Raw genomic sequence first — 21,531 nt, 5'->3', positions numbered from 1 at the left:
CGCCCCCACCGCCGGCTCTGCCGCCGCCGGCTCCGATCCCGCCGGTTCCGCCGTGATGCCCTGGCGCACGCGGGTCGAGAGCCCGCCGCAGCGCGCGCCCCTGACGGTGGTCAGCGAGTTCGCCCCGGCGGGCGACCAGCCCCGCGCCATCGCCGAGCTGACGGACGGGCTGCGCCGGGGCGAGCGCGACCAGGTGCTGCTGGGCGTCACCGGCTCGGGCAAGACCTTCACCATGGCGCACGTCATCCAGGCGGTGCAGCGCCCGACCCTGATCCTGGCGCCGAACAAGACGCTGGCCGCGCAGCTCTACGGGGAGATGAAGAGCTTCTTCCCCGACAACGCGGTCGAATACTTCGTCAGCTACTACGACTATTACCAGCCGGAGGCCTACGTCCCGCGCACGGACACCTATATCGAGAAGGAATCCACGATCAACGAGCAGATCGACCGGATGCGCCATGCCGCCACCCGCGCCCTGCTGGAGCGGCGCGATGCGGTGATCGTGGCCTCGGTCTCCTGCATCTACGGCATCGGCTCGGTGGAGACCTATCAGGCGATGACGGTGGACGTCGTCGTCGGGCAGACGCTGCACCGGCAGAAGTTCCTCCAGCAGCTCGTGGAGTTGCAGTACCGCCGCAACGATGCCGGCTTCTCCCGCGGCACCTTCCGGGTGCGCGGCGACACGGTGGAGCTGTTCCCCGCGCACATGGAGGACCGGGCCTGGCGCTTCTCCCTGTTCGGGGACGAGGTGGAGGCGATCCACGAGTTCGACCCCCTGACCGGTGAGAAGCAGGGGGCGCTGAAGGAGGTGCGGATCTACGCCAACAGCCACTACGTCACGCCCAAGCCCACGCTCCAGCAGGCGGTGGAGCAGATCAAGCGCGACCTGAAGCTGCGGCTGGAGGAGTTCTACGCCGAGGGCAAGCTGCTGGAGGCGCAGCGGCTGGAGCAGCGCACCACCTTCGACATCGAGATGATGGCCGCCACCGGCTCCTGCGCCGGCATCGAGAACTATTCCCGCTATCTCTCCGGCCGCAATCCCGGCGAGCCGCCGCCGACCCTGTTCGAGTATCTGCCGGAGGACGCGCTGCTGATCGTGGACGAGAGCCACGTCATGGTGCCCCAGATCGGCGGCATGTTCCGCGGCGACTTCATGCGCAAGTCCACGCTCGCGGATTTCGGCTTCCGGCTGCCCTCCTGCAAGGACAACCGGCCGCTGAAGTTCGAGGAGTGGGACACCATGCGCCCGCCCACGGTCTTCGTCTCCGCCACCCCCGGACCCTGGGAGCTGGAGCGCACCGGCGGCGTCTTCGTCGAGCAGGTGGTGCGCCCTACCGGCCTCGTCGACCCGGAGGTGATCGTCCGCCCGACGGAGACTCAGGTGGACGACGTGATGGCCGAGGTGCGCGAGGTGGTGGCCAAGGGCCTGCGCGTGCTGGTCACCACCCTGACCAAGAAGATGGCCGAGGCGCTGACCGAATACATGATGGAGGCGGGCATCAAGGTCCGCTACATCCACTCCGACGTGGAGACGCTGGAGCGCATCGAGATCATCCGCGATCTCCGACTCGGCGTGTTCGACGTGCTGATCGGCATCAACCTGCTGCGTGAGGGGCTGGACATCCCCGAATGCGGCCTCGTCGCCATCCTGGACGCGGACAAGGAGGGCTATCTGCGCTCCCGCACCTCGCTGATCCAGACCATCGGCCGCGCCGCGCGCAACCTGGAAGGCCGCGCCATCCTCTATGCCGACAAGGAAACGGCCAGCATGAAGGCGGCGCTGGAGGAGACGGCGCGCCGCCGCGCCCGCCAGCTCGCCTACAATGCCGAGCACGGCATCACGCCGGAGAGCGTGCGCAAGAACATCGCCGACGTGCTGGGCAGCGTCTACGAACGCGGCGACCGCGTGGAGGTGGACACGGGGGCGGCCGGCAACCTCCTGGCCGGCAAGGACATCAAGGCCGTCATCGCGGACCTGGAGAAGAAGATGCGCACGGCCGCGGCGGACCTGGAGTTCGAGACGGCGGCGAAGATCCGCGACGAGATCCGCCGCCTGGAGGCCATCGACCTCGGCCTCGCCGCCCCCGGCATCCCCGGCAGCACCGCCCTGCGCGCCAGCGCCCGGGGCGACCACGCCCGGGGTGACCACGCCGCCGCGACGGGCCGCGGCCGCGGCGACGCGAAGTCCGCCAAGGGGGCTCCCGCCAAGGGGGCTCCCAAGCCCGCGCCCAAGGGTGCCCACGCCACCGACGACGGCGGCCTGGACGTCGGCGGCGTCCAGTTCGGCGGCACCCGGACCCGGAAGCGGCGATAGGCGCCCCGCCGGACCTTCTCACCGGGCCGCCCCGGTAGGAAGGCGCGAGCGTAGCGAGGGCCGACACCCCCAGGCGTAGGGCAGGGAACGCGGATGGCCACGGATGCCGGCTGCGCCGGCGCACGGATGGCACGGATAGGAACAGACATCATCCGTGTTCATCCGTGTCCTGAATGACCGCCCGCCAAGCGCCTGCCGCCGCCCCTGTGCGATTCCGCGTGACCCCGGCAGGCAGTGCCCTTCCTGCGCCCCTTCTGCGCCCTCCGTGCCCCTCCCGTGTCCTCCGTGCCTCCATGGTGCCCCGCCCCCCGCCTCCCACCGCCCGCCGCCGCATCGCACCCCTGCCGCGGCTGGCCCTTGCCCCTCCGGAGCCTGGGGCGTACCGTCGCGGCCCGTCCGCCCGGACCGATCCACCGACCACCGCCCCGGGGCCAGCCATGCCGTTCCTCGCCAGCCGTCTTTCCCGCATCAAGCCGTCGGCCACCATCGCCGTCACCTCCAAGGCCCGCGCGCTGAAGGCCGCGGGGCGCGACGTCATCGGGCTGGGGGCGGGGGAGCCGGACTTCGACACGCCGGACAGCATCAAGGACGCCGCCATCGAGGCGATCCGCCGCGGCTTCACCAAGTACACCGACGTGGACGGCACGCCCGAGCTGAAGAAGGCCGTGGCCGCCAAGTTCCGCCGCGACAACGGGCTGGAATACGACCCGGCGACGCAGATCACCGTCGGCACCGGCGGCAAGCAGGTGCTCTTCAACGCCCTGCTGGCGACGCTCGATCCGGGCGACGAGGTGATCGTGCCGGCGCCCTACTGGGTCAGCTATCCGGACATGGTGCTGCTGGCCGAGGGCACGCCGGTGCCCGTCGCCTGCCCGGCGGAGGCCGGCTTCAAACTGACGCCCGCGGCGCTGGAGGCGGCCATCACGCCGCGCACCAAGTGGCTGATCCTGAACTCGCCCTCCAACCCCACCGGCGCCGCCTATACGGCCGCCGAGCTGGCGGCCCTGGGGGAGGTGCTGCTGCGCCATCCCCAGGTCTGGGTGATGAGCGACGACATGTACGAGCACCTAGTCTATGACGGCTTCCGCTTCGCCACCATCGCCCAGGTGGTGCCCGGTCTTCTGGGCCGCACGCTCACGGTCAACGGCGTCTCCAAGGCGTACAGCATGACCGGCTGGCGCATCGGCTTTGCCGGCGGGCCGAAGGAGCTGATCAAGGCGATGGGCGTGATCCAGAGCCAGTCCACCTCCAACCCCACCTCCATCTCCCAGGCGGCGGCGACCGAGGCGCTGAACGGCCCGCAGGACTACATTCCCCGCCAGGCCGAGGTGTTCGCCCGCCGCCGCGACCTCGTGGTCAGCATGCTGAACCAGGCGAAGGGCCTGTCCTGCCCGAATCCGGAGGGGGCGTTCTACGTCTATCCCTCCTGCGCCGCCACGCTGGGGCTCTCCACCCCCGGCGGCCGGGTGATCGGCAGCGACGAGGATTTCGCCACCGAGCTGCTGGAGGCGGAGGGCGTGGCCGTCGTGCATGGCGCGGCCTTCGGCCTGTCGCCGCACTTCCGTATCAGCTACGCCACGTCGGAGACAGTGCTGGAAGAGGCCTGCCGCCGCATCCAGCGCTTCTGCGCCTCGCTGCGCTGACGCCCCGGCAGGGGCGGCGATCAGGGACCGGAAAAACGGGCGGCGGCGCAGGCGGGCCGCCGCCCTTGAGTGCCGCCGCGGGAAATGCCGCGGCGGTGGCGGAAGCTCGACCGGAGCCGATGGGGGACCGGGCCCGGCCACGGGCCGGACCCCGTCTCACGCGGCCCGGATCGCGGGGGCGGGCTTACGCAAGTCCGGGGCCAACCGCGTAATATTCTGATAATTCAGTGTTTTCCGTCGGCGCGCCGGAACGGGTTGTCAGCCAGTCCTGACAACCGGCGGGGCCGGGGCCTTCTCCCTGCGGGGCAGCGCACCTCTCCCTCCGAGGGGCCGTGCGGCCGCGCGCAGGTCCGGGAGATCGCGGCGGGGCCGGATCAGGCCGCCTCGCCCAGGGGCATGGCCTCGGCCTGGGACGGGCGCGGGGCCGGCTTCGGGTCCGTCCGGTCGGCGCTCTGCGCCTCGGCGGGCGAAAAGGCGGCGGCCAGGGCCAGGGCACAACCCAGGGCGGCAAAATTCAGGCATCCACGGCGGGCCGTCATGGCTTCCTCCCGGACGGGCCGCGTAAGTGCGGCCCTTGCCCCATTTTTAGGAAGTGCGGACAGCCCCCGCCAGCGTATCCTTGACGCAGGTCATGGTTGGCCGCGGGGTGTGCCACCACGGTAACAGGGTGGCCCGGCTGGCTGTCCGCCTGCCGCGTCCGGGCCGCCGGCTCCATGTCCGACAGAAAAGCCCGCCGGCGAAGACCGGCACCGACCGAGGAAGCACCCATGGGATTCAAGACCGTCCTCGTCCACATCGGCCCCGATCCTGACAGCCGTCGGCGGGTGGAGATCGCGGCCGAGTTCGCGGCCCGCCAGCAGGCGCGGCTGCGCGGCCTGTTCATCTGCCTGCCCATGCAGCTTCCCGGCCTGCCCTATGGCGTCTCCATGCGCGATGCCGTGCTGCGGGCGGAGGAGGTGTCGGCCGAGGCGCGGGAGCATTTCGAGGCGGTCTGCGGTCGCAACGGGCTGCGCCACGAATTCCTGATGGAGTTGGGCGACGCCGCCGAGCACCTCGCCCTGCATGGCCGCTACGCGGACGCGATCATCATCAGCCAGGACGCGCCGCGCAGCGCCTTCAACGATTTCCATGCCGACCTGACGGAGTTCCTGCCCTTCGCCGCCAGCGCGCCGGTGATCGTGCTGCCCCAGGGCCGCGACAGCGTGATCGACCCCACCCGCATCCTGATCGCCTGGAAGTCGTCGCGGGAGGCGGCGTCGGCGGTGCGCGACGCGTTGCCGCTGCTGAAGGAAGCCGAGGGCGTCACCGTCGTCTGTGCCCAGCCGCACGGTGCCAAGGACCTGCCCGGCGCCGGCCTGTCGCAGTTCCTGGCCGAGCACGGCGTCCAGGTGGAACTGCGCACCATCGGCGCCGACGACCACGATGTCGGCGACACCATCCTGGAGGAGGCGCGGATCGCCGGGGCCGGGCTGATCGTGATGGGCGTCTACGGCCACAGCCGGCTGCGCACCCGCATCCTCGGCGGCGTCAGCAAGTACGTCCTGCAGCACACCAAGGTGCCGCTGCTGGTCACGCACTGATCACCGCCTCTCCGTCCGGCCGGGCGGGAGGACGCCGCCTCCCGCCTGTTCGTCCCTGTCCGTCGCTGACGCCGCTCACGGTCCGGTGCCCGCCGTCCGGGGCGGCAGGAGGCGACGCGGACGAACACGGGAGCGCGGACCGGGACCCGGGGAACAGGCGCTGCGGGGAACAGGCGATGAAGCTCTATGTCAACGGCACCTCGCCCTATGCGCGCAAGGTGCTGGTGGTGGTCCGGGAGAAGGGGCTGGAGAACGCGGTGGAGACCGTGCTCTGCGATCCCTGGTCGGACCCGGCGGCCCTGCTGGCCGTCAATCCCCTGTCCAAGGTGCCCGCCCTCGACCTGGGGGACGGGACGACGCTGGTGGACAGCGATCTGATCGCGGAATGGCTGGACGCCTCCGGCCCGGCGCCGCGGCTGCTGGCCCCGATCGGGCCGGCGCGCTGGCGGGCGCTGCGGCTGGCGGCGCTGGCCCGCGGCGTCACCGACGCGGCCTTCGCGGCCGTGCTGGAGGGGCGGCGGCCGGCGGCGGAACGCTCCGCCGCCTGGGTGTCGCGCCAGACGGCGGCGCTGCGCCGCGCCGTGCCGATGCTGGAGAAGACCCGCTTCCCCGACGGCGAGCCCGAGGACCCGGGGCGCTTCGACCTGGGCGACATCGGCCTGGCCGTGGCGCTTGCCTATCTGGATTTCCGCCACGCCGCGCTGGGCTGGCGCAACCTCGCACCGCGGCTGGCGGACTGGTACGACGACGCCGGCCGAAGGCCGTCGATGCAGGCGACGGCCTTCGGCTGAACGGGCAGGCTGTAACCGTTGCCGGTCAGGCCGGGACGGCTATTCCAGCAGGGAACGCAGCATCCAGGCGGTCTTCTCGTGGATCTGGAGACGCTGGGTCAGCAGGTCGGCGGTCGACTCGTCGCCACCCTTCTCGGCGGCCGGGAAGACGCGCCGCGCGGTGCGGGCCACGGCCTCATGCCCGGCGACGAGCTGGCGCACCATCTCCATCGCCTCCGGCACGCCCGTCTCCTCCGTCACCGAGGTCAGGGCGGCGTACCGGGTGCTGCTGGCCGGGGCCGGGAAGCCCAGGGAGCGGATGCGCTCGGCGATGTCGTCCAGCGCGTTCCACAGCTCCGTGTACTGGGTCATGAACATGGTGTGCAGCGTGTTGAACATCGGACCCGTGACGTTCCAGTGGAAGCCATGGGTCTTCAGGTAGAGCGAGAAGGTGTCCGCCAGCAGGGCGGACAGCCCGTCCGCGATCTCCTTGCGGTCCGCTTCCGGAATGCCGATGTCGATGGTCATTGCCTTGGACATAATTGCTTCTCCTCGATGCTGTGAGCCGTAACCGGCCATCCGCTGGCGATTCTAGCGGGGCAGGGGCATCCCCTCAAGCCCAGTTTAGAATTCTTCCAAGTTTACCGGCTATGCGTCGCACACAAAGGATAAGCCCCTCAGGGCCCTTGAAGAAGCACTACCTATGGCAGGGGTATCGCCGCCTTCCTTTCGCGGCTCCGGCGGGCTCCTCACAACGGAACGGGCGGGCCGTGGGGGCCCGCCCGTCTTCAGGCCGGTCTCTGCCGGGACGGCGGCTCAGCCGATGCTGGCGCGCAGCATCCAGGCCGCCTTCTCGTGATAGGCCATGCGCTGGTTCATCAGGTCCTCGGTGACCGTGTCGCCGGCTTCCTGGGCGATGTCCACCACCTCGCGGCAGGCACGGGTGACGGTCTCGTTGTCGCGCACGAGCTGGCTCAGCATCTCCTGCGGCGCAGGCACGCCGTGCTCGTCCTCGATCTCGCTCAGCTTCAGGAACTGGCTCAGGCTGCCCGGCGCGAAATGGCCCAGGGCCCTGATGCGCTCGGCCAACTCGTCCACCGCCTCGGTCAGATCCTCGTACTGTTCCTGGAACATCTCGTGCAGGGAATGGAACTGCCGGCCGGTGACGTTCCAGTGGAAGCCGTGCGTCTTGCCCAGCAGCGTGTAGGTATCGGCCAGGACCCGCGCCAGCCCCTGCGCCAGATCCTGCCGGGCGTCCTCGGGCAGCCCGGTCTGCACGGGCAGCGCCTCGTGCGACGGGGGCGTGCGCTGGGTGTCGGTCAGTTGCTGGTCCATCGTTGCTCTCCGCGTTCAGGGGACGTGTCCCTGAAACAGCGCAAGCGGCTCCTGGTCACGGCACGGGGCTCACTTCGCCGGAGGCATGGGCAGCAGATCCGCGGGAAACGGTCAGGTCCGCGGCGTCCTGCCGCGGCTACCGCCCGGCCCCTTCGGCCGCCAGCCAGCCGCGGGTCAGCGCCTCGTTGCGGCGGACATCGGCGGGGAAGTCCATCTCGCCCCACTCCAGCCCCTCGATGCCCACGGTGCCGACCACCGGGGGCGCATCCTCCGGCGTCGCCCGGGCGATCCGGTCGATCACCGAGAGATACCAGAGCTTCAGCCCCTCCGGCGCGCGCAGGGCGCGCTCCACCTCCGTCCGGAAGCGGTGGCCGCCCTCGCGCGTGAACTTCAGGAAGCCGATCGACTCGCCGTTGACGATCTCCGCCGGCAGGGTCTTGCCGATGGCCAGCAGCCGCCCGTCCGGGGCCGTCCGCACCTTCATGTCGTCGGCGTCGTAGCCGTCCTTGCGGTCGATCGTGACCGTGATGGGCGCGTCCCCCTCCGCCAGCAGCCGCGCCGCGGCGGCGGTCGGGAACAGGGTGTCGCCGTTCAGGATCAGGAAGCCGTCCTCCATCTCCCCGCGCGCGGCCCAGCAGCTCCCCAGATTGTCTGCCAGGGCGTAGAAGGGGTTGTGCAGGGTCCGCACCCGGATGCCGGACAGGGGCATGGCCGCGATGGCCTGGTCCACCATGTCGGCGCCGAAGCCGGTGACGACGACGGCCTCGTCGACGCCGGCCTGCGCCAGATGGCGCAACTGCCATTCCAGCAGGGTGCGGCCGGACAGCGCGATCAGGCATTTCGGCCGGTCCGCGGTCAGCGGCATCAGCCGCTTGCCCTGCCCGGCGCTCAGGATGATGGCTTTCAAGAACGGCTCCCGACACTGGCCCCGCGGGCGCCGGACGGGACCGGCAGGCCGGAGGGCGTACCCACTCCAGGGAAACTGGCGATGCTCTTACTGCGGCAAGCCGGCGGCGGCTGCAAGACGCTTGCGCACGCCGCAGCAGGATGGGGACCGGCCGGGGGCGGGACAAGAGGGGCCGGGAAGCATAGGGGACGTCAGGGCAGAGGACGTCAGGGCAGGGGGCGTCAGGAAGGGCGTGCCCCGGAACGGACGGACCCCGGGGATGGCCCGGGGTCCGCTCCGCCCTGCTGCGGGATCAGCCGGCGGTTACTGGGCCGCGATGGCGGCGGCGCGGCTTTCGATCACGCGGTCGGCCAGCTTGCCGTTCAGCTCGGCCAGATGCGCCAGCTCGGCCGTGTAGGTGCCCAGCCCCTGGCTCAGGGACCGCAGCTCCACGATCAGGTCGGCCATGTCGGCCTGCGGGATATGGGCCTTGGTCTCGTCCCAGCCGGGCCAGCCCGGCTTGGCGTCGAAGCCCAGGATCTGGCCGCGGCGCTGGCTGACCATGCGCTGCACCTTGGGCGTGAACTCCGACGGCACCGACAGGGTGACCAGCAGGATCGGTTCCAGCAGCACCGGCTCGCACTTCGGCAGGGCCTCCTGCATGGCCATGCGGCCGGCGGTCTTGAAGGCCTGCTCGCTGCTGTCCACGGCATGGTACTGGCCGTTGGTCAGGGTCATGGCCACGTCCACGACGGGGAAGCCCAGCGGGCCCAGGGCCAGCGCCTCCTTCGCCCCCTCCTCCACGGCGGGGATGTAGGTGCGCGGGATGACGCCGCCGACGATCCTGTCCTCGAAGCGGAAGCCCTCGCCGCGGGCCAGCGGCCGCACCTCCACATGCACGTCGGCGAACTGGCCGTGGCCGCCGGTCTGGCGCTTGAAGCGGGCGTGCTGCTCGGTCGATTTCCGGATCGTCTCGCGGTACGGCACCGCCGGCGGGTGGGAGCGGACGGCCACGTTGTAGCGGCCGCGCAGCCGGTCGATGGCGATGGCCAGATGCACCGCCCCCTGGCCGGACAGGATCAGCTCGCCGGTGTCGCCGCCGTGCTGGAAGCACAGGCTCCCGTCCTCGTCGATCAGCTTCTGGATGGCGGCGGTCAGCTTCACTTCGTCGGTCTTCTGCTCGGCCGCGATGGCGACGGCATGGACCGGCACCGGCGGTTCCGGCCAGAAGGGGGCGCGCACGGCCGGCCCGGTGTCGGACAGCACGTCGCCGCTGCGCGCATGCTCCAGCTTGCCGATGGCGACCACCTCGCCCTGGGCGGCGGGGCCGCGCTTGGTGGCGGTCTGGCCGACGAAGTCGAACAGGCCGCTGGCCTTGTCACCGGACAGCACGGCGCCTTCGCCGACCGTGCCGCGCCAGACGCGGGCGACGGACAGCTTGCCGGCATGGCTGGCGTGGAAGGTCTTGAACACCTGCACGACCGTCTGGCCCTCGGGGATGCCCAGGCGGGCCGCGGTCTGCGTGCCGTCCGGCGTCTCGTGGCGCAGCGCCTTCAGCAGCCGGCGGACGCCGTGGTCGCGGTCGGCGCAGCCCAGGAAGACGGGCACGATCAGGTCGCGCGCCAGATCCTGCGAGAGCTGCCGGTAGACCTCGCCGCGCTCGGGCGCCATGTCCTCCAGGAGCTGCTCCATCAGGGTGTCGTCGAAGTCGGCCAGCGACTCCAGCATGGTCTGCCGGGCGTCCTGCTCGCGCTCGCGCACGGTGTCGGGCAGCGGCACCAGGTCCGACGCCTGGCCCGGGCGCCAGCGGTAGGCGCGCTCGCTGACCAGATCGACGTAGCCGGTGACCTCCTGCCCGTCGCGGATGGGGACCTGCCGCAGCACCAGCGGCCGCTGCGAGGCGCCTTGCAGCGCCTGCATCAGGTCGCGCACGCGCAGATCCGCCCCGGCAAGCTGGTCCATCTTGTTGATGAAGACCATGTGCGGGATGGCAAGATCGTCCAGGAACTTGAACAGCGGCGCCAGCGCTGCCGCCTTGTCCGGGTCGGGCTCGCAGACGACGACCGCCACGTCGGCCACGCACAGCGCCCGCTGCGCCTCGGCCGCCAGCTCGATCGAGCCGGGGCAGTCCAGGAAGTGCCAGCGCTCGCCCAGGAACTCGGCGGAGGCCAGATTCATGTCGATGGTCATGTGCCGCGCGCGGGCCTCGGGCGAGGCGTCGCCCAGGCTGCTGCCCTCGGTCGTGCTGCCCTTGCGCGCGACGGCGCCGGTGGCCGCGAGAATGCTCTCCAGCAGCGTGGTCTTGCCGCTGAGATAGGGTCCGACCAGGGCCGCGACGCGCGGCCCTGACCTCATGCCGTCATTCATGCCACACCTCCGTGTACGATCACGCCCCGGTGCGGCTCTCGCGGTCTACAGGCGGGCTTGCGCGCCGCCCGCCGACCCGACAGTCGGCCTGGTGCGCTTGTTCCTCCTGGATCAATCGAACACCCGTTGCGACGATGGTGTCGAGGGGGAAAGTGCGCGCACGTCCGCGCCAGGCTGTCGCCCTTCCGGGCCGCCGCGGCGGGTCCGGAAACGGGGGGCGGCGCGGGGCCGGAGCGCGCCCGCCGCCGTTGTCGGGGCAGGGGACGCGGCAGGACGGAAAGGGGAAGGCGGGTGCTGTTCGCGGTCGTGATGGTGCTCCTGTCGCTGCCGCTGGCCTTCATCGTCGGGCTGGCGTCGCAGAAGGGCTCGATCTGCGCCGTGGCGGCGGTGCAGGAGCTGCTGGACCATCGCCGGCCGCGGCAGGGCGTGGCGATCCTCGCCTGCTCCGCCTGGGTTCTGGCGGTGACGGTGCCGCTGGCCTGGCTGCTGCCGCGCTCCACCCTGGCGGTCAGCCTGCCGGTGGACCTGCCGCTGCGGGCGGGGGCCTTCGCCTTCGGGATGGGGGCGGCGGTCAACCGCGGCTGCGCCTTCAGCACCGTCACCCGGCTCGGGGGCGGCGACCTCTCCTATCTCGCGGCGGCGGCGGGGCTGGCCGGCGGGCTCGGGCTGCTGGCCCTCTGGCGCGGGCTGGCGCGGGAGGTCCCGGCGCCGGAACGGATCAGCGTCCTGGCCGAGCCGCAACCCTGGTCGCTGCTGCTGGTGGCGGCCCTGCTGGCGGCCGGGGCGGCGCTGCTGGTGCGGCTGGTCCGCGGCCGGGCCTGGCGCAACGCCTGGAGCCGGGCGCGCTGGAATCCCTTCGCGGCGACGGCGGTGATCGGCGTCGCCGGCGGCACGCTCTACGCCCTGCACGGTCCCTGGATGTACACCTCCCTGATTCCCCGCGCCCTGGGCCAGCCGGTGTCGCCGGACGGCATTCCCGCCTGGGAGGTGGCGTTGCTGACGGCGGCCGTGCTCGCCGGGGCGACGGTGTCGGTGCGCGCCTCCGGCCGGTTCCGCCTGCACTTCGATCCCGGCCGGGCGGCGGCGTGCTTCGCCGGCGGCCTCCTGATGGGCGGCGGGGCGGGGCTCAGCTACGGCGGCAACGACGTGCTGGTGCTGCATGCCCTGCCGTCGCTGGCGCTGCACGCGCTGCCCGCCTGGCTGGCCGTCGCCGCGGGGGCGGCCACCGTGCTGCTGTCCCGCCGCCGGCTGGCGGCCCGCACCGCCCGGTGGCGGGAGCGGCAGGAGCGCCAGTCGCCGCCAGTGCGCGAGGGGGCTTGCGCGGCGCCGGAACGCCCCGTCCAATAGCGGTCCCGCAGCGCCGCATCCCCGGACCCCGCCATGCCTGCCTTCGATCCCCAGCTCCTGGCCGTCTACACCCTTGCCGCCGTGGCCCTCTCCCTCACGCCGGGGCCGGACATGCTGCTCTGCTTCGCCAGCGGCCTGGGCGGCGGGCCGCGGGCCGGGCTGGCGGCATCGGCCGGCGTCGGCACGGCGCTGCTGCTGCACACGGTGGCGATGACCCTGGGCTTCGCCGGGCTGGTCGCGGCGTCCCCCGTGGCGCTGGACCTGCTGCGCTGGGCCGGGGCGGCGTATCTGCTGTGGGCGGCCTGGAACGCCTTCCGCGCCGGCCCGGCGGGTCTGGGCACGGTGGCGCCGACGGCGCAGCGCGCCGCCCTGCTGGCGGTCTACCGGCGTGGCCTGCTGACCTGCCTGCTGAATCCGAAGCTGCTGCTGTTCATGCTGGCCTTCCTGCCGCAGTTCGTGCGGCCGGAGGCCGGCAGCATGGCGGTTCAGTTCCTGGTGCTCAGCCTGATCCTGTTTGTGCCGGGCTTCCTGGTGAACGCGGCCGTCGGCGTCTCCGCCGGGGGGCTGGGTCGCTGGCTGCTGCGCCGGCCGCTCTGGGCGCGGGTGCAGAACTGGCTGGTGGGGACGATCTTCGTCGCGCTCGCGCTCCGGCTGGTGGCGGCCCCGCGCGGCTGACATCCGGGACCGGTCGGCGGCGCTGGTCCGACGGGGTGCCCCCAAGCGGACCGGGACAGCGGGGGCCGGGATGCCCTATAAGGGGGCCGGTCACGATGGTCGGTGGAGACCCGCGGATGGATGTCGAACGGCTTCTCGGCATGTTTCTGGACAACAGCCTGCGCGGCAGGTCGGCAGGGGGGATCGCCCGCCGGGCGGCCTTCTCGCGGGAGGGGCTGACGCTCATCGCCGGGATCGGCTTCGCCGCCTACGAGCATTTCCGCGCCCGCCAGCAGAGCCCGGCGGACGGGCCTCTCCAGCCGCCCCCGCCGCCGGGCGGACAGGCCGTGCCGCCGCCGTTCCCCGGGGCCGTGCCCGGGCCTGCGACCGCGCCCGGCGCGGCGCCCGTCCTGCCGCCGCCCCAGTCAACGCTCCAGCCACCGCCCCTGCCGGCGGGGACGCTGGCCCCGCCGGCGCCGGTGCCGGACGCCGATCTGCTGATCTACGCCGCCGTGCAGGCGGCCAAGGCCGACGGCGTGCTGGACGAGGAGGAGAAGCGCGACATCCTCGACGCGCTGGAGGAGGAGGGGGCGGAGATGGACGTGCTCGCCCGCTTCAACGAGCTGCTGGCCGGCCCCTGCGACATGGACGGGCTGGTCGCGCGGGTGACGGACCCCGCCACCGCGGCCGAGGTCTGGGCCGCGTCCCGCCTCGCCATCGAGCCGGACACGCGGGTCGAGCAGGACTATCTGGCCGAACTGGCCCGCCGCCTCGGCCTCGACGCGGCCGCCGTGGCCGAGATCGAGGCCCGCCTCGCCGAAGCCGGGGCCGGCAGCGACGACTGACGGAACCCGCCGGCCCCCCAGACCGGGGGCGGGGCAGGGCTAGCAGACAAGAACAGCGTACAAGCGCAGAAGACAAGGGCAGGGAACAAGGGGAGAGCGGACCATGCCACAGTGGTTCTTCCATACGTCGCGGGAACAGGTCGGCCCGTTGCAGGGCGAGGCCGCCCTGGACTTCGCCCGGCGCAACCCGGATGCCTTCTGCTGGCGTCAGGGGATGCCGGAATGGCTGCCGGTGAAGGCGGTCGCGGAACTGTCGGCCGATGCCAGCCCCTGGGCCGGCGGCGCCATGCCGCCGCCGCCGTCGGCCGGCATCCGCGGTGGCCGCGCCGACGAGATCGACTTCCGCATCTACGGCGAGGAGATGCAGTTCGTGGAGGTCGAACTCGACCCCGGCGAGAGCGCCGTGGCCGAGGCCGGGGCCATGGTCTACAAGGACTCCCGGGTGGAGATGACCACCATCTTCGGCGACGGCTCCGGGCCGGAGGGCGGCACCTTCCTGGACAAGCTGATCGGTGCTGGCAAGCGCGTCATCACCGGGGAGAGCCTGTTCACCACCGTCTTCACCCACCAGGGGACCGGCAAGGGCAAGGTCGCCTTCGGCGCGCCCTATCCCGGCACCATCCTGGCGCTGAAGCTGTCCGATGTCGGCGGCCGGCTGATCTGCCAGAAGGACAGCTTCCTGGCCGCGGCCAAGGGCGTCTCCATCGGCATCCATTTCCAGCGCCGCATCCTCACCGGCCTGTTCGGCGGGGAGGGCTTCATCATGCAGAACCTGGCCGGCGACGGCTGGGTCTTCGTGCATGTCGGCGGTACGGTGGTGGAGCGCCAGCTCGCGGCCGGAGAGGAGCTGCACGTCGATACCGGCTGCCTCGCGGCGATGACGCCGGAGGTGGATTTCGACCTTGTCCAGGTCGGCGGCATCAAGTCGATGGTGTTCGGCGGGGAGGGGGTGTTCTTCGCCTCCCTGCGCGGCCCCGGACGGGTCTGGATCCAGAGCCTGCCCTTCTCGCGCCTTGCCGGGCGGATGCTGGCTGCTGCCACGCCCCTGGGCAAGAAGGGGGAGGGCAGTGCGCTCGGCCCCCTGGGCGACATCGTGATGGGCAACCGCTGACGGCCGGGGGCAGCGGCAGGACGGTGGGCGTGAGGGTGGCGGCGGCTTCCGGGCCGCTGCCGCCTCAGCCGGCCAGCGCGCGCAGGGCGCTGCCGTCCCAGACGAAGTAGCGCGGCGTGCCGTCCGAATCGGCGACGAACAGCCGGCTGTCCATGGTGTAGCCGGCGCCCGCCGTGGTCGTCGGTCCCCAGACGACCCGCCCGTCCAGCGCGTCGATGAAGGCCCACTGCTGGCAGCCCGTGCCGCAGCCCCAGCGGGCCACGGCCAGATGCCCGGCGAAGGTCGCGCCCCGGGCGGCGCCCTGGCGCAGGGCGGTGGCGTAGTCGTGCGCCCGCGGATGGCTGTCCAGATCCGGCACCACGGCCTCCGGCGCCACGATCCGGTAGGGCGGGAACTGGGCGAAGGCGGGGGTGCCCAGCACCGCCCGGCGCTCCGCCTGCTCGTTCACGCCATAGCCGCCGTGCGGCACTGGGCGGTCGGGCGCACAGGCTGCCAGCACCGCCAGGGCGGCGATGGCGGCGGCGATCAGGGCGGGGGCGAGGTACAGGCGCACACCGGGGGCGGTGCCGGCGGAAAGGGACGGCGAGGCTGTCTCGATGGACATGATCGGCTGTGGGGATCGGCTGTTATTCCGGATACTTGTAACAGAGGGTTGTTAAAGCATCCTGAGAAAGCACTAAACCCACGCCGTGCCCAAGTGAAGGCAAAACTGCGACATGATGGCATTTCCGCGGGGGGTGTCTCCGCAGGTCCGGGTCGTCAGAACGGCATGACGACGCCCAGCATGACCCGGTCCACCACGTCGCCGGTGTCCAGCTCGATCCGGCTGCGCAGGCGGTAGCGGGCCGCCTCCGGCGTCAGGTCCAGGGACAGGGCGTCGCCCTCGAAGGCCCAGCCCATCCCCATCCGCATGCTGCCGACCTCGGCCAGGCCATGTCCGGAGAAGGGATCGTCCACCGGGGCGGTGCGCGGCCGGTCGGGCGCGCGGCCCGGACGCAGGGCCGGCTCGGCCAGCGCCGGCACGGCCGCAGGCGGCAGAACCAGCAGGCGCGACCGGGAGACGGCCGGCATCTCCGCGATCCGGCCGGCGACCACAGCCGGTATCCCTGTGGCCGGTATCCCTGTGGCCGGCATTTCCGCTGCGGCTGCCCGGCCGCCGTCGGCTGCGGCCGGCACGGCCCAGGGCACGAGGATCATTGCCAGCGTGGCCACCCGGCCTGCCACCGCCTTCCCCTTCCGGAGTTCCCGCAGTCCGGTCCACATCCCGCCCCCCGCCTTTCCCGGCCCTTGGGATGCCGTCCGTCCCCCTCCCCAGGGGGTGCTGCGGCGACGGGGCCGCGGCTGATGACCGGCATCCGCGGGATGACGACAGCCGGCGGTGGCGTTTGTTCCCGGGACGGTGTCGCGCTGCCGTCCGCGCGGTCACCTGTCCCTTCGCTCCGGCCGGCCCCATTGCCCGGCGGCGGCGGTGGGGCTACAACGCGGGGCGTCGTTCGACCTTCTGGAGGATCTGGCCAATGGCCGACAAGGTGCGCATCGAAACCGACAGCTTCGGTCCCGTCGAGGTGCCCGCCGACAGGTACTGGGGAGCCCAGACCCAGCGGTCTCTACAGAACTTCAAGATCGGCGGCGAGCGCATGCCGGCGCCTCTGGTGCGCGCGCTCGGCATCGTCAAGAAGGCCGCGGCCCAGACCAACATGACCCTGGGCGCGCTGGATGCGAAGATCGGCGCCGCCATCGTGGACGCGGCCGAGGAGGTGATCGACGGCACGCTGATCGACCACTTCCCCCTGGTCGTCTGGCAGACCGGCTCCGGCACCCAGACGAACATGAACGCCAACGAGGTCATCTCGAACCGCGCCATCGAGCTGCTGGGCGGGGAGATGGGCAGCAAGAAGCCGGTCCATCCGAACGACCACGTCAACATGGGCCAGTCCTCCAACGACACCTTCCCGACGGCCATGCATGTCGCCGCCGCCGAGCAGGTGCATCACGAGCTGATCCCGGCACTGGAGCAGCTCCACGCCGCGCTGGACGCCAAGGCCCGCGAGTTCGCCGACATCGTCAAGATCGGCCGCACCCATCTCCAGGACGCGACGCCGCTGACCCTGGGGCAGGAGTTCGGCGGCTACGCCCAGCAGATCGCCTACGGCATCAAGCGGGCGAAGTCCTGCCTGCCGGCGCTGTTGCGCCTCGCCCAGGGCGGCACGGCCGTCGGCACCGGGCTGAACGCCAGGAAGGGCTTCGACGCGGCCTTCGCGGCGGAGGTGGAGAAGATCACCGGCCTGCCCTTCGTCACGGCCCCGAACAAGTTCGAGGCGCTGGCCGCCCATGACTCGGTGGTCGAGGCGTCGGGCGTGATGAACACGCTGGCCTGCTCGCTGATGAAGATCGCCAACGACATCCGCCTGCTGGGCTCCGGCCCGCGCTGCGGCATCGGCGAGATCAGCCTGCCGGAGAACGAGCCCGGCAGCTCCATCATGCCCGGCAAGGTGAACCCGACCCAGAGCGAGGCCATGACCATGGTCTGCGCCCAGGTCATGGGCAACCACGTCACCATCAGCCAGGCCGGCGCCACTGGCCATTTCGAGCTGAACGTCTTCAAGCCGGTGATGATCTACAACCTGTTGCAGTCGATCCGGCTGATCGCCGACGCCTGCCGCAGCTTCACCGAGAACTGCGTCGTCGGCATCGAGGCGAACCGCGAGCGCATCGACAAGCTGATGCATGAGAGCCTGATGCTGGTCACGGCGCTGAACCCGCACATCGGCTACGACAATGCGGCGAAGATCGCCAAGAAGGCGCACAAGGAAGGCACCACGCTGATGCGGGCCGGCATCGAGCTGGGACTGCTGACTGAAGAACAGTTCCGCCAGTGGGTGCGGCCGGAGGACATGGTCGGGCCGCGCTGATGCGGCCCACCTGTCCCAAGCGGGGCGGCGGGCCACCCCACGCCGCCCCGGGCTGTGCCTTCGACGGACAGAAGGGAGGGCCCCGGCGCATGCGTTGTCCCGACTGCGAGCGGCTTCCCCCCGTCGAGTATCCCGAGAACCGGGTTCTCCTGGGGTTCGCAACCGGCTTCACCCGCACCAAGGTGGCCCGGCTGGCGCGCGAGCACGCGCTGGCGCTGGAGCCGCTGGAGGACGGGGACTGCCTGGGCTTCACCGCCAGCGCCGACCAGCTCGAACGCTTCTGTGCCGCGCTCGACCCGCTGCTCTCGCGGGAGGAGCAGATGCACACCCGTGCCCTGCTGCTGCCGGCCGACGTTGCCCCGCGCGTGGGCGACTGGCTGCACACGGTCACCCTGCGCCATCTGGTGGCCCGGGTGCGCGGGCGCTGGCTGGTGGATCTGGTGGAGCACGACCGGCTGTTCGCCATGCTCCAGCCCATCATCGGGCGCGACGGCGCGCTCTACGGCCATGAGAGCCTGCTGCGCGGGCGGGAGGCCGACGGCAGCCTGATCGGCGCCGGTTCCCTGTTCGACACGGCGAAGGACGCGGACCTCCTCTTCAACCTCGACCTCGTGGCCCGCCGCGTCGGGTTGCAGGCGGCGGGCCGGGTCCGGCCGCCGGGGGGCAAGGTCTTCATCAACTTCAACCCCTCGGCCATCTACGACCCGACCTACTGCCTGCGCACCACGGTCCGCTTCATCGAGGAGATCGGCCTCGATCCGGGCGATGTCGTCTTCGAGGTGATCGAGAGCGCCGAGGTGAAGGACCTCGACCACCTGCGCAACATCCTGGCCTTCTACCGCAAGGCCGGGTTCCGCATCGCGCTGGACGATGTCGGCGCCGGCTTCGCCGGGCTCAGCCTGATGCAGGAGCTGCGTCCCGATGTCGTGAAGATCGACATGGGGCTGATCCGCGGCGTCCATGCCGACCGCTACCGGCAGAGCATCGTCGGTCACCTGATCCCCATGATCCGCGACACGGGCGCCCTCTCGGTGGCGGAGGGGATCGAGGAGGCGGCCGACCGCGACTGGCTGCTGGACCGCGGCATCGACCTGATGCAGGGCTATCTGCTGGGCCGCCCCTTCGACCCGGTGCAGGGGGCCACGGCGTAGCGCCGCTGCCACGGTTCCGGCTGCGGGCAAGGGAGGCGGGCCGGCGGCGCTGGACAGGGCCGCCGCGAAGCTGCTACCCGGCAGGCCTGCGCGCGCTCCGGAGGGACGCGCCCGAAATCCCCGGCACCGAAGACACCGACCGATGCGTAGAACCTCCATGGCGGCCGCGGTCGCCCTGCTGCCGTCCCTGTCCGCGGTCGTCACCGCCCTGCACGCCCACCCCGCCGCTGCGGCGCCGGTGGAGGAGATCGTCATCACCGCCCGCCAGCGGGAGGAGAACCCGCAGCGCGTGCCGGTCTCCGTCACGGTGCTGGACGCGACGCTGATCGAGCGGGCGCGGGTGGACAGCATCGCCGGCATCGCGGTGCGCGCGCCCGGCCTCGTCGTCAGCGACCCCTTCGGCCGCTTCAACCCGGCCCCGGCGATCCGCGGCCTGACCCAGCCCGGCACGGGGGAGGAACCGTCGGTCGGTTTCTTCCTGGACGGCGTCTATGTCTCCGGCCGCAGCTCCATCAACCTGTTCCTCAACGACCTGGAACGGGTGGAGGTGCTGAAGGGGCCGCAGAACGCCCTGTTCGGCCGCAACACCTTCGGCGGCGCCGTCAATCTGGTGACGCGCAAGCCGGGCGACGCGCTGGAGGGCTTCGCGGAGGCGGGCTTCGGCTCCAAGCAGCAGCGGCAGGCCGCGGCAGCCGTCGGCGGCCCGCTGATCCCCGGCAAGCTGGCGGCGCGGGCCACCGTGTCCCTGCGCGACTACGGCGGCTTCTACGACAATGCGCTGGCCGGCGGGCCGGAGATCGGCTCGGAGAAGAGCGTGGCCGGGGCCCTGACCCTGCGCGCCACGCCGACGGAGCGGCTGGAGGCGCTGCTGCGCGTCTCCTACGCCGAGGACGACGACGGCCAGCCCAAGGGATACTACCTCGCCACCAACTGCGAGCCGCGCGCCGCCACCGGCGTGTTCAGCCAGTACTGCGGCGCCATCCCGGAGAGCAGCGGCCCCTTCGCCGCCAATCCCGAGCATTTCGGCTTCCGGCGCGATGCGTGGCGCACGGCGCTGACGGTGGACTACGCGCTGGACGCGGCGACGCTGACCGCCATCACCGCCTTCAACGCCGAAACCAACGAGTTCAACCGCGACAACGACTATTCGGCCACCCTCGTCTCCGCCGCCGGCCAGCTCACCGACCGCTGGGACGCGGGCCAGGAACTGCGGCTCGTCTCCGCCGACCGCGGGCAGGCGCTGACCTGGATCGTCGGTGCCAGCGTCTACCATTTCGACAACGAGACGGAGCGGCGGAACATCGAATACGCGCTGGGCCAGACCGTCAGCCCGCGGCTGCCGCGCACGAACGAGGAGACGGACAGCACCGCCCTCTACGGTTCGCTCGGCTGGCGCCTGCTGGACGGGCTGACCGCCACCGCCGATCTGCGCTGGCAGCGCGACGAGAAGGAGTTCCAGACCACCAGCCGCGACGCCGCCGGCAACCCCATCGCGCTGTCCGACCGCTGGACCATGTGGACGCCGCGTTTCGCGCTCTCCTGGCAGGCGACGGACGCGGCCATGCTCTATGCCAGCGTCGCCAAGGGGGCGAAGAGCGGCGGCTTCAACACCATGGCCAACCTGTTCGACACGGAGCGCAGCTTCGGCCCGGAGACGAACTGGACCTACGAGGTGGGGGCCAAGACGGCGTGGTTCGACGGGCTGCTGACCGCCAACGCGGCGCTGTTCTGGATCGACTGGCGCGACCAGCAGGTGGTCGCGGCCAGCGCCGCCGGCCGGTCCAACAACTTCTACACCAACAACGCCGCCCGCAGCCGCAGCCGCGGGCTGGAGCTGGAACTGGCGGCGACGCCCGCGGCGGGGCTGGACCTCAGCCTCGCCTACACGCTGGTGGACGCCGAGTTCCGCGACTACCAGGACCCCGACTACCGCGACATCCCGGCCTTCGGGCCGACGGGCGACATCTCCGGCAACGCCCTGCCGCGGCAGAGCCGGCACCAGGTCGCGGCCACCGCGCAGTATGACGGCGACCTGCCCTGGGCCGGGGATCTCGGCTGGTTCACGGGCGGCGAATGGCTCTGGCAGTCGCGCCAGTACACGGAGAATTCCAACCTCTCCTGGGTGCCGGCGGCCGGCCGGGTGGACGTCTGGACGGGTCTGGAGAGCGGGCCCTGGCGCCTGACCCTGCGGGTGGAGAACCTGTTCGACGACCGCACCCCGCCGGTGGCCGTGCGCTTCTCCGACCCGGCCCGCGGCTCCGCCCGCGCCTGGCTGGTGACGCCGGGCGACGGCCGGATCTGGAGCCTGACCGGGCGGGTGACGTTCTGAGCGGCCGGGGCTGATCCGGCAGGGAAGGGCGGCGGACCATGATCAAGAAGCGATCCGTCCTCGTGGCGGGCCACCCGACCAGCGTGACGCTGGAGGAACCGTTCTGGGAGGTGCTGAAGGAGCTGGCGGCGGCGCGCGGCGTCCCCGTCGGCACCCTGATCGAGGAGGTGGATGCCGCCCGCACGGGCAATCTCTCCAGCGCCCTGCGGGTCTATGTGCTGGAGTCCGTCCGCCGCGACCGGGCCTGACCGGCCGCGGGCGAAGAAAAGGGGGCGGCATCGCTGCCG

General features: G+C 71.8%; 19 protein-coding genes. 12 read left to right on the top strand and 7 right to left on the bottom strand.

The window, feature by feature from the left end; translation table 11 throughout:
* Positions 1-55: 55 nt before the first annotated feature.
* Entirely contained in the window at positions 56-2,314 is a 2,259-nt protein-coding gene (gene uvrB, locus ACFQPS_RS09380; protein WP_417715199.1) for an excinuclease ABC subunit UvrB, read from the top strand.
* A 437-nt stretch (positions 2,315-2,751) separates the two neighbouring features.
* Positions 2,752-3,957: a pyridoxal phosphate-dependent aminotransferase gene (locus ACFQPS_RS09375; protein ID WP_377358413.1), complete on the top strand. Its 1,206-nt coding sequence runs from the start codon at positions 2,752-2,754 to the stop codon at positions 3,955-3,957.
* 374 nt (positions 3,958-4,331) lie between these two features.
* Here the strand turns inward: ACFQPS_RS09375 and ACFQPS_RS09370 are convergent, their stop codons facing one another.
* Positions 4,332-4,496: a hypothetical protein gene (locus ACFQPS_RS09370; RefSeq protein WP_377358411.1), complete on the bottom strand. Its 165-nt coding sequence runs from the start codon at positions 4,494-4,496 to the stop codon at positions 4,332-4,334.
* A 228-nt stretch (positions 4,497-4,724) separates the two neighbouring features.
* Here ACFQPS_RS09370 and ACFQPS_RS09365 point away from each other — a divergent pair, with 228 nt between their 5' ends.
* Positions 4,725-5,537 carry a universal stress protein gene (locus ACFQPS_RS09365; protein WP_377358409.1) on the top strand — a complete coding sequence of 271 codons (813 nt, stop codon included), beginning with the start codon at positions 4,725-4,727 and terminating at the stop codon, positions 5,535-5,537.
* 176 nt (positions 5,538-5,713) lie between these two features.
* Positions 5,714-6,328, top strand: a complete 615-nt coding sequence (locus ACFQPS_RS09360; RefSeq protein WP_377358407.1) for a glutathione S-transferase N-terminal domain-containing protein — start codon at positions 5,714-5,716, stop codon at positions 6,326-6,328.
* Positions 6,329-6,367: 39 nt separating this feature from the next.
* Here ACFQPS_RS09360 and ACFQPS_RS09355 read toward each other — a convergent pair whose 3' ends face one another.
* From ACFQPS_RS09355 to ACFQPS_RS09340, 4 genes are all read right to left on the bottom strand, one after another.
* Positions 6,368-6,847 carry a Dps family protein gene (locus tag ACFQPS_RS09355; protein ID WP_465269616.1) on the bottom strand — a complete coding sequence of 160 codons (480 nt, stop codon included), beginning with the start codon at positions 6,845-6,847 and terminating at the stop codon, positions 6,368-6,370.
* Between the two features lie 276 nt (positions 6,848-7,123).
* On the bottom strand, positions 7,124-7,642 hold the full coding sequence (locus tag ACFQPS_RS09350) for a Dps family protein (protein WP_377358405.1): 519 nt from the start codon (positions 7,640-7,642) through the stop codon (positions 7,124-7,126).
* 136 nt (positions 7,643-7,778) lie between these two features.
* Positions 7,779-8,549 carry a phosphocholine cytidylyltransferase family protein gene (locus ACFQPS_RS09345; RefSeq protein ID WP_377358403.1) on the bottom strand — a complete coding sequence of 257 codons (771 nt, stop codon included), beginning with the start codon at positions 8,547-8,549 and terminating at the stop codon, positions 7,779-7,781.
* A gap of 303 nt (positions 8,550-8,852) precedes the next feature.
* Complete coding sequence (locus ACFQPS_RS09340) at positions 8,853-10,883, bottom strand: elongation factor G (protein ID WP_377358402.1); 2,031 nt, start codon at positions 10,881-10,883, stop codon at positions 8,853-8,855.
* 303 nt (positions 10,884-11,186) lie between these two features.
* On the opposite strand from ACFQPS_RS09340, the gene ACFQPS_RS09335 reads away from it, so the two are divergent.
* From ACFQPS_RS09335 to ACFQPS_RS09320, 4 genes are all read left to right on the top strand, one after another.
* A complete protein-coding gene (locus ACFQPS_RS09335) occupies positions 11,187-12,242 on the top strand; it encodes a YeeE/YedE thiosulfate transporter family protein (protein ID WP_377358401.1) in 1,056 nt (351 codons plus the stop codon).
* A 33-nt stretch (positions 12,243-12,275) separates the two neighbouring features.
* Positions 12,276-12,917 carry a LysE family translocator gene (locus tag ACFQPS_RS09330; RefSeq protein ID WP_377358399.1) on the top strand — a complete coding sequence of 214 codons (642 nt, stop codon included), beginning with the start codon at positions 12,276-12,278 and terminating at the stop codon, positions 12,915-12,917.
* Between the two features lie 116 nt (positions 12,918-13,033).
* On the top strand, positions 13,034-13,741 hold the full coding sequence (locus ACFQPS_RS09325; protein WP_377358397.1) for a DUF533 domain-containing protein: 708 nt from the start codon (positions 13,034-13,036) through the stop codon (positions 13,739-13,741).
* 103 nt (positions 13,742-13,844) lie between these two features.
* Positions 13,845-14,852 carry a TIGR00266 family protein gene (locus tag ACFQPS_RS09320; RefSeq protein WP_377358395.1) on the top strand — a complete coding sequence of 336 codons (1,008 nt, stop codon included), beginning with the start codon at positions 13,845-13,847 and terminating at the stop codon, positions 14,850-14,852.
* 64 nt (positions 14,853-14,916) lie between these two features.
* On the opposite strand, the gene ACFQPS_RS09315 is transcribed toward ACFQPS_RS09320, so the two are convergent.
* Both ACFQPS_RS09315 and ACFQPS_RS09310 read right to left on the bottom strand, forming a co-directional pair.
* On the bottom strand, positions 14,917-15,456 hold the full coding sequence (locus tag ACFQPS_RS09315; RefSeq protein WP_377358393.1) for a hypothetical protein: 540 nt from the start codon (positions 15,454-15,456) through the stop codon (positions 14,917-14,919).
* A gap of 155 nt (positions 15,457-15,611) precedes the next feature.
* A complete protein-coding gene (locus ACFQPS_RS09310) occupies positions 15,612-15,923 on the bottom strand; it encodes a hypothetical protein (protein WP_377358391.1) in 312 nt (103 codons plus the stop codon).
* Between the two features lie 446 nt (positions 15,924-16,369).
* Here ACFQPS_RS09310 and fumC point away from each other — a divergent pair, with 446 nt between their 5' ends.
* The 4 genes from fumC to ACFQPS_RS09290 all read left to right on the top strand — a co-directional run bounded on the left by fumC (position 16,370) and on the right by ACFQPS_RS09290 (position 21,492).
* Positions 16,370-17,764 carry a class II fumarate hydratase gene (fumC, locus tag ACFQPS_RS09305; RefSeq protein ID WP_377358389.1) on the top strand — a complete coding sequence of 465 codons (1,395 nt, stop codon included), beginning with the start codon at positions 16,370-16,372 and terminating at the stop codon, positions 17,762-17,764.
* Positions 17,765-17,853: 89 nt separating this feature from the next.
* Positions 17,854-18,915 (top strand): EAL domain-containing protein, encoded by a 1,062-nt coding sequence (locus ACFQPS_RS09300; protein WP_377358387.1) that lies wholly within the window; start codon positions 17,854-17,856, stop codon positions 18,913-18,915.
* Positions 18,916-19,057: 142 nt separating this feature from the next.
* Positions 19,058-21,244, top strand: coding sequence for a TonB-dependent receptor (locus tag ACFQPS_RS09295; protein ID WP_377358385.1), 2,187 nt, complete (start codon positions 19,058-19,060; stop codon positions 21,242-21,244).
* Positions 21,245-21,282: 38 nt separating this feature from the next.
* Positions 21,283-21,492 carry a ribbon-helix-helix domain-containing protein gene (locus ACFQPS_RS09290; RefSeq protein WP_377358383.1) on the top strand — a complete coding sequence of 70 codons (210 nt, stop codon included), beginning with the start codon at positions 21,283-21,285 and terminating at the stop codon, positions 21,490-21,492.
* Positions 21,493-21,531 lie beyond the last annotated feature (39 nt).

Source organism: Rhodocista pekingensis (genome assembly GCF_042665545.1).
GTDB classification, from domain to species: Bacteria; Pseudomonadota; Alphaproteobacteria; order Azospirillales; family Azospirillaceae; genus Rhodocista; species Rhodocista pekingensis.
The sequence above is the reverse complement of the archived record's forward strand: the minus strand, read 5'-3'. Positions and strand labels throughout refer to the sequence as shown.

What these genes read in the sequence shown, in the direction of transcription:
- uvrB (WP_417715199.1), top strand. Translation starts at nt 56, where the DNA reads ATGCCCTGGCGCACGCGGGTCGAGAGCCCGCCGCAGCGCGCGCCCCTG.
- ACFQPS_RS09375 (WP_377358413.1), top strand. Translation starts at nt 2,752, where the DNA reads ATGCCGTTCCTCGCCAGCCGTCTTTCCCGCATCAAGCCGTCGGCCACC.
- ACFQPS_RS09370 (WP_377358411.1), bottom strand. Translation starts at nt 4,496, where the DNA reads ATGACGGCCCGCCGTGGATGCCTGAATTTTGCCGCCCTGGGTTGTGCC.
- ACFQPS_RS09365 (WP_377358409.1), top strand. Translation starts at nt 4,725, where the DNA reads ATGGGATTCAAGACCGTCCTCGTCCACATCGGCCCCGATCCTGACAGC.
- ACFQPS_RS09360 (WP_377358407.1), top strand. Translation starts at nt 5,714, where the DNA reads ATGAAGCTCTATGTCAACGGCACCTCGCCCTATGCGCGCAAGGTGCTG.
- ACFQPS_RS09355 (WP_465269616.1), bottom strand. Translation starts at nt 6,847, where the DNA reads ATGTCCAAGGCAATGACCATCGACATCGGCATTCCGGAAGCGGACCGC.
- ACFQPS_RS09350 (WP_377358405.1), bottom strand. Translation starts at nt 7,642, where the DNA reads ATGGACCAGCAACTGACCGACACCCAGCGCACGCCCCCGTCGCACGAG.
- ACFQPS_RS09340 (WP_377358402.1), bottom strand. Translation starts at nt 10,883, where the DNA reads ATGAGGTCAGGGCCGCGCGTCGCGGCCCTGGTCGGACCCTATCTCAGC.
- ACFQPS_RS09330 (WP_377358399.1), top strand. Translation starts at nt 12,276, where the DNA reads ATGCCTGCCTTCGATCCCCAGCTCCTGGCCGTCTACACCCTTGCCGCC.
- ACFQPS_RS09325 (WP_377358397.1), top strand. Translation starts at nt 13,034, where the DNA reads ATGGATGTCGAACGGCTTCTCGGCATGTTTCTGGACAACAGCCTGCGC.
- ACFQPS_RS09320 (WP_377358395.1), top strand. Translation starts at nt 13,845, where the DNA reads ATGCCACAGTGGTTCTTCCATACGTCGCGGGAACAGGTCGGCCCGTTG.
- ACFQPS_RS09315 (WP_377358393.1), bottom strand. Translation starts at nt 15,456, where the DNA reads ATGTCCATCGAGACAGCCTCGCCGTCCCTTTCCGCCGGCACCGCCCCC.
- ACFQPS_RS09310 (WP_377358391.1), bottom strand. Translation starts at nt 15,923, where the DNA reads ATGCCGGCCGTCTCCCGGTCGCGCCTGCTGGTTCTGCCGCCTGCGGCC.
- fumC (WP_377358389.1), top strand. Translation starts at nt 16,370, where the DNA reads ATGGCCGACAAGGTGCGCATCGAAACCGACAGCTTCGGTCCCGTCGAG.
- ACFQPS_RS09300 (WP_377358387.1), top strand. Translation starts at nt 17,854, where the DNA reads ATGCGTTGTCCCGACTGCGAGCGGCTTCCCCCCGTCGAGTATCCCGAG.
- ACFQPS_RS09295 (WP_377358385.1), top strand. Translation starts at nt 19,058, where the DNA reads ATGCGTAGAACCTCCATGGCGGCCGCGGTCGCCCTGCTGCCGTCCCTG.
- ACFQPS_RS09290 (WP_377358383.1), top strand. Translation starts at nt 21,283, where the DNA reads ATGATCAAGAAGCGATCCGTCCTCGTGGCGGGCCACCCGACCAGCGTG.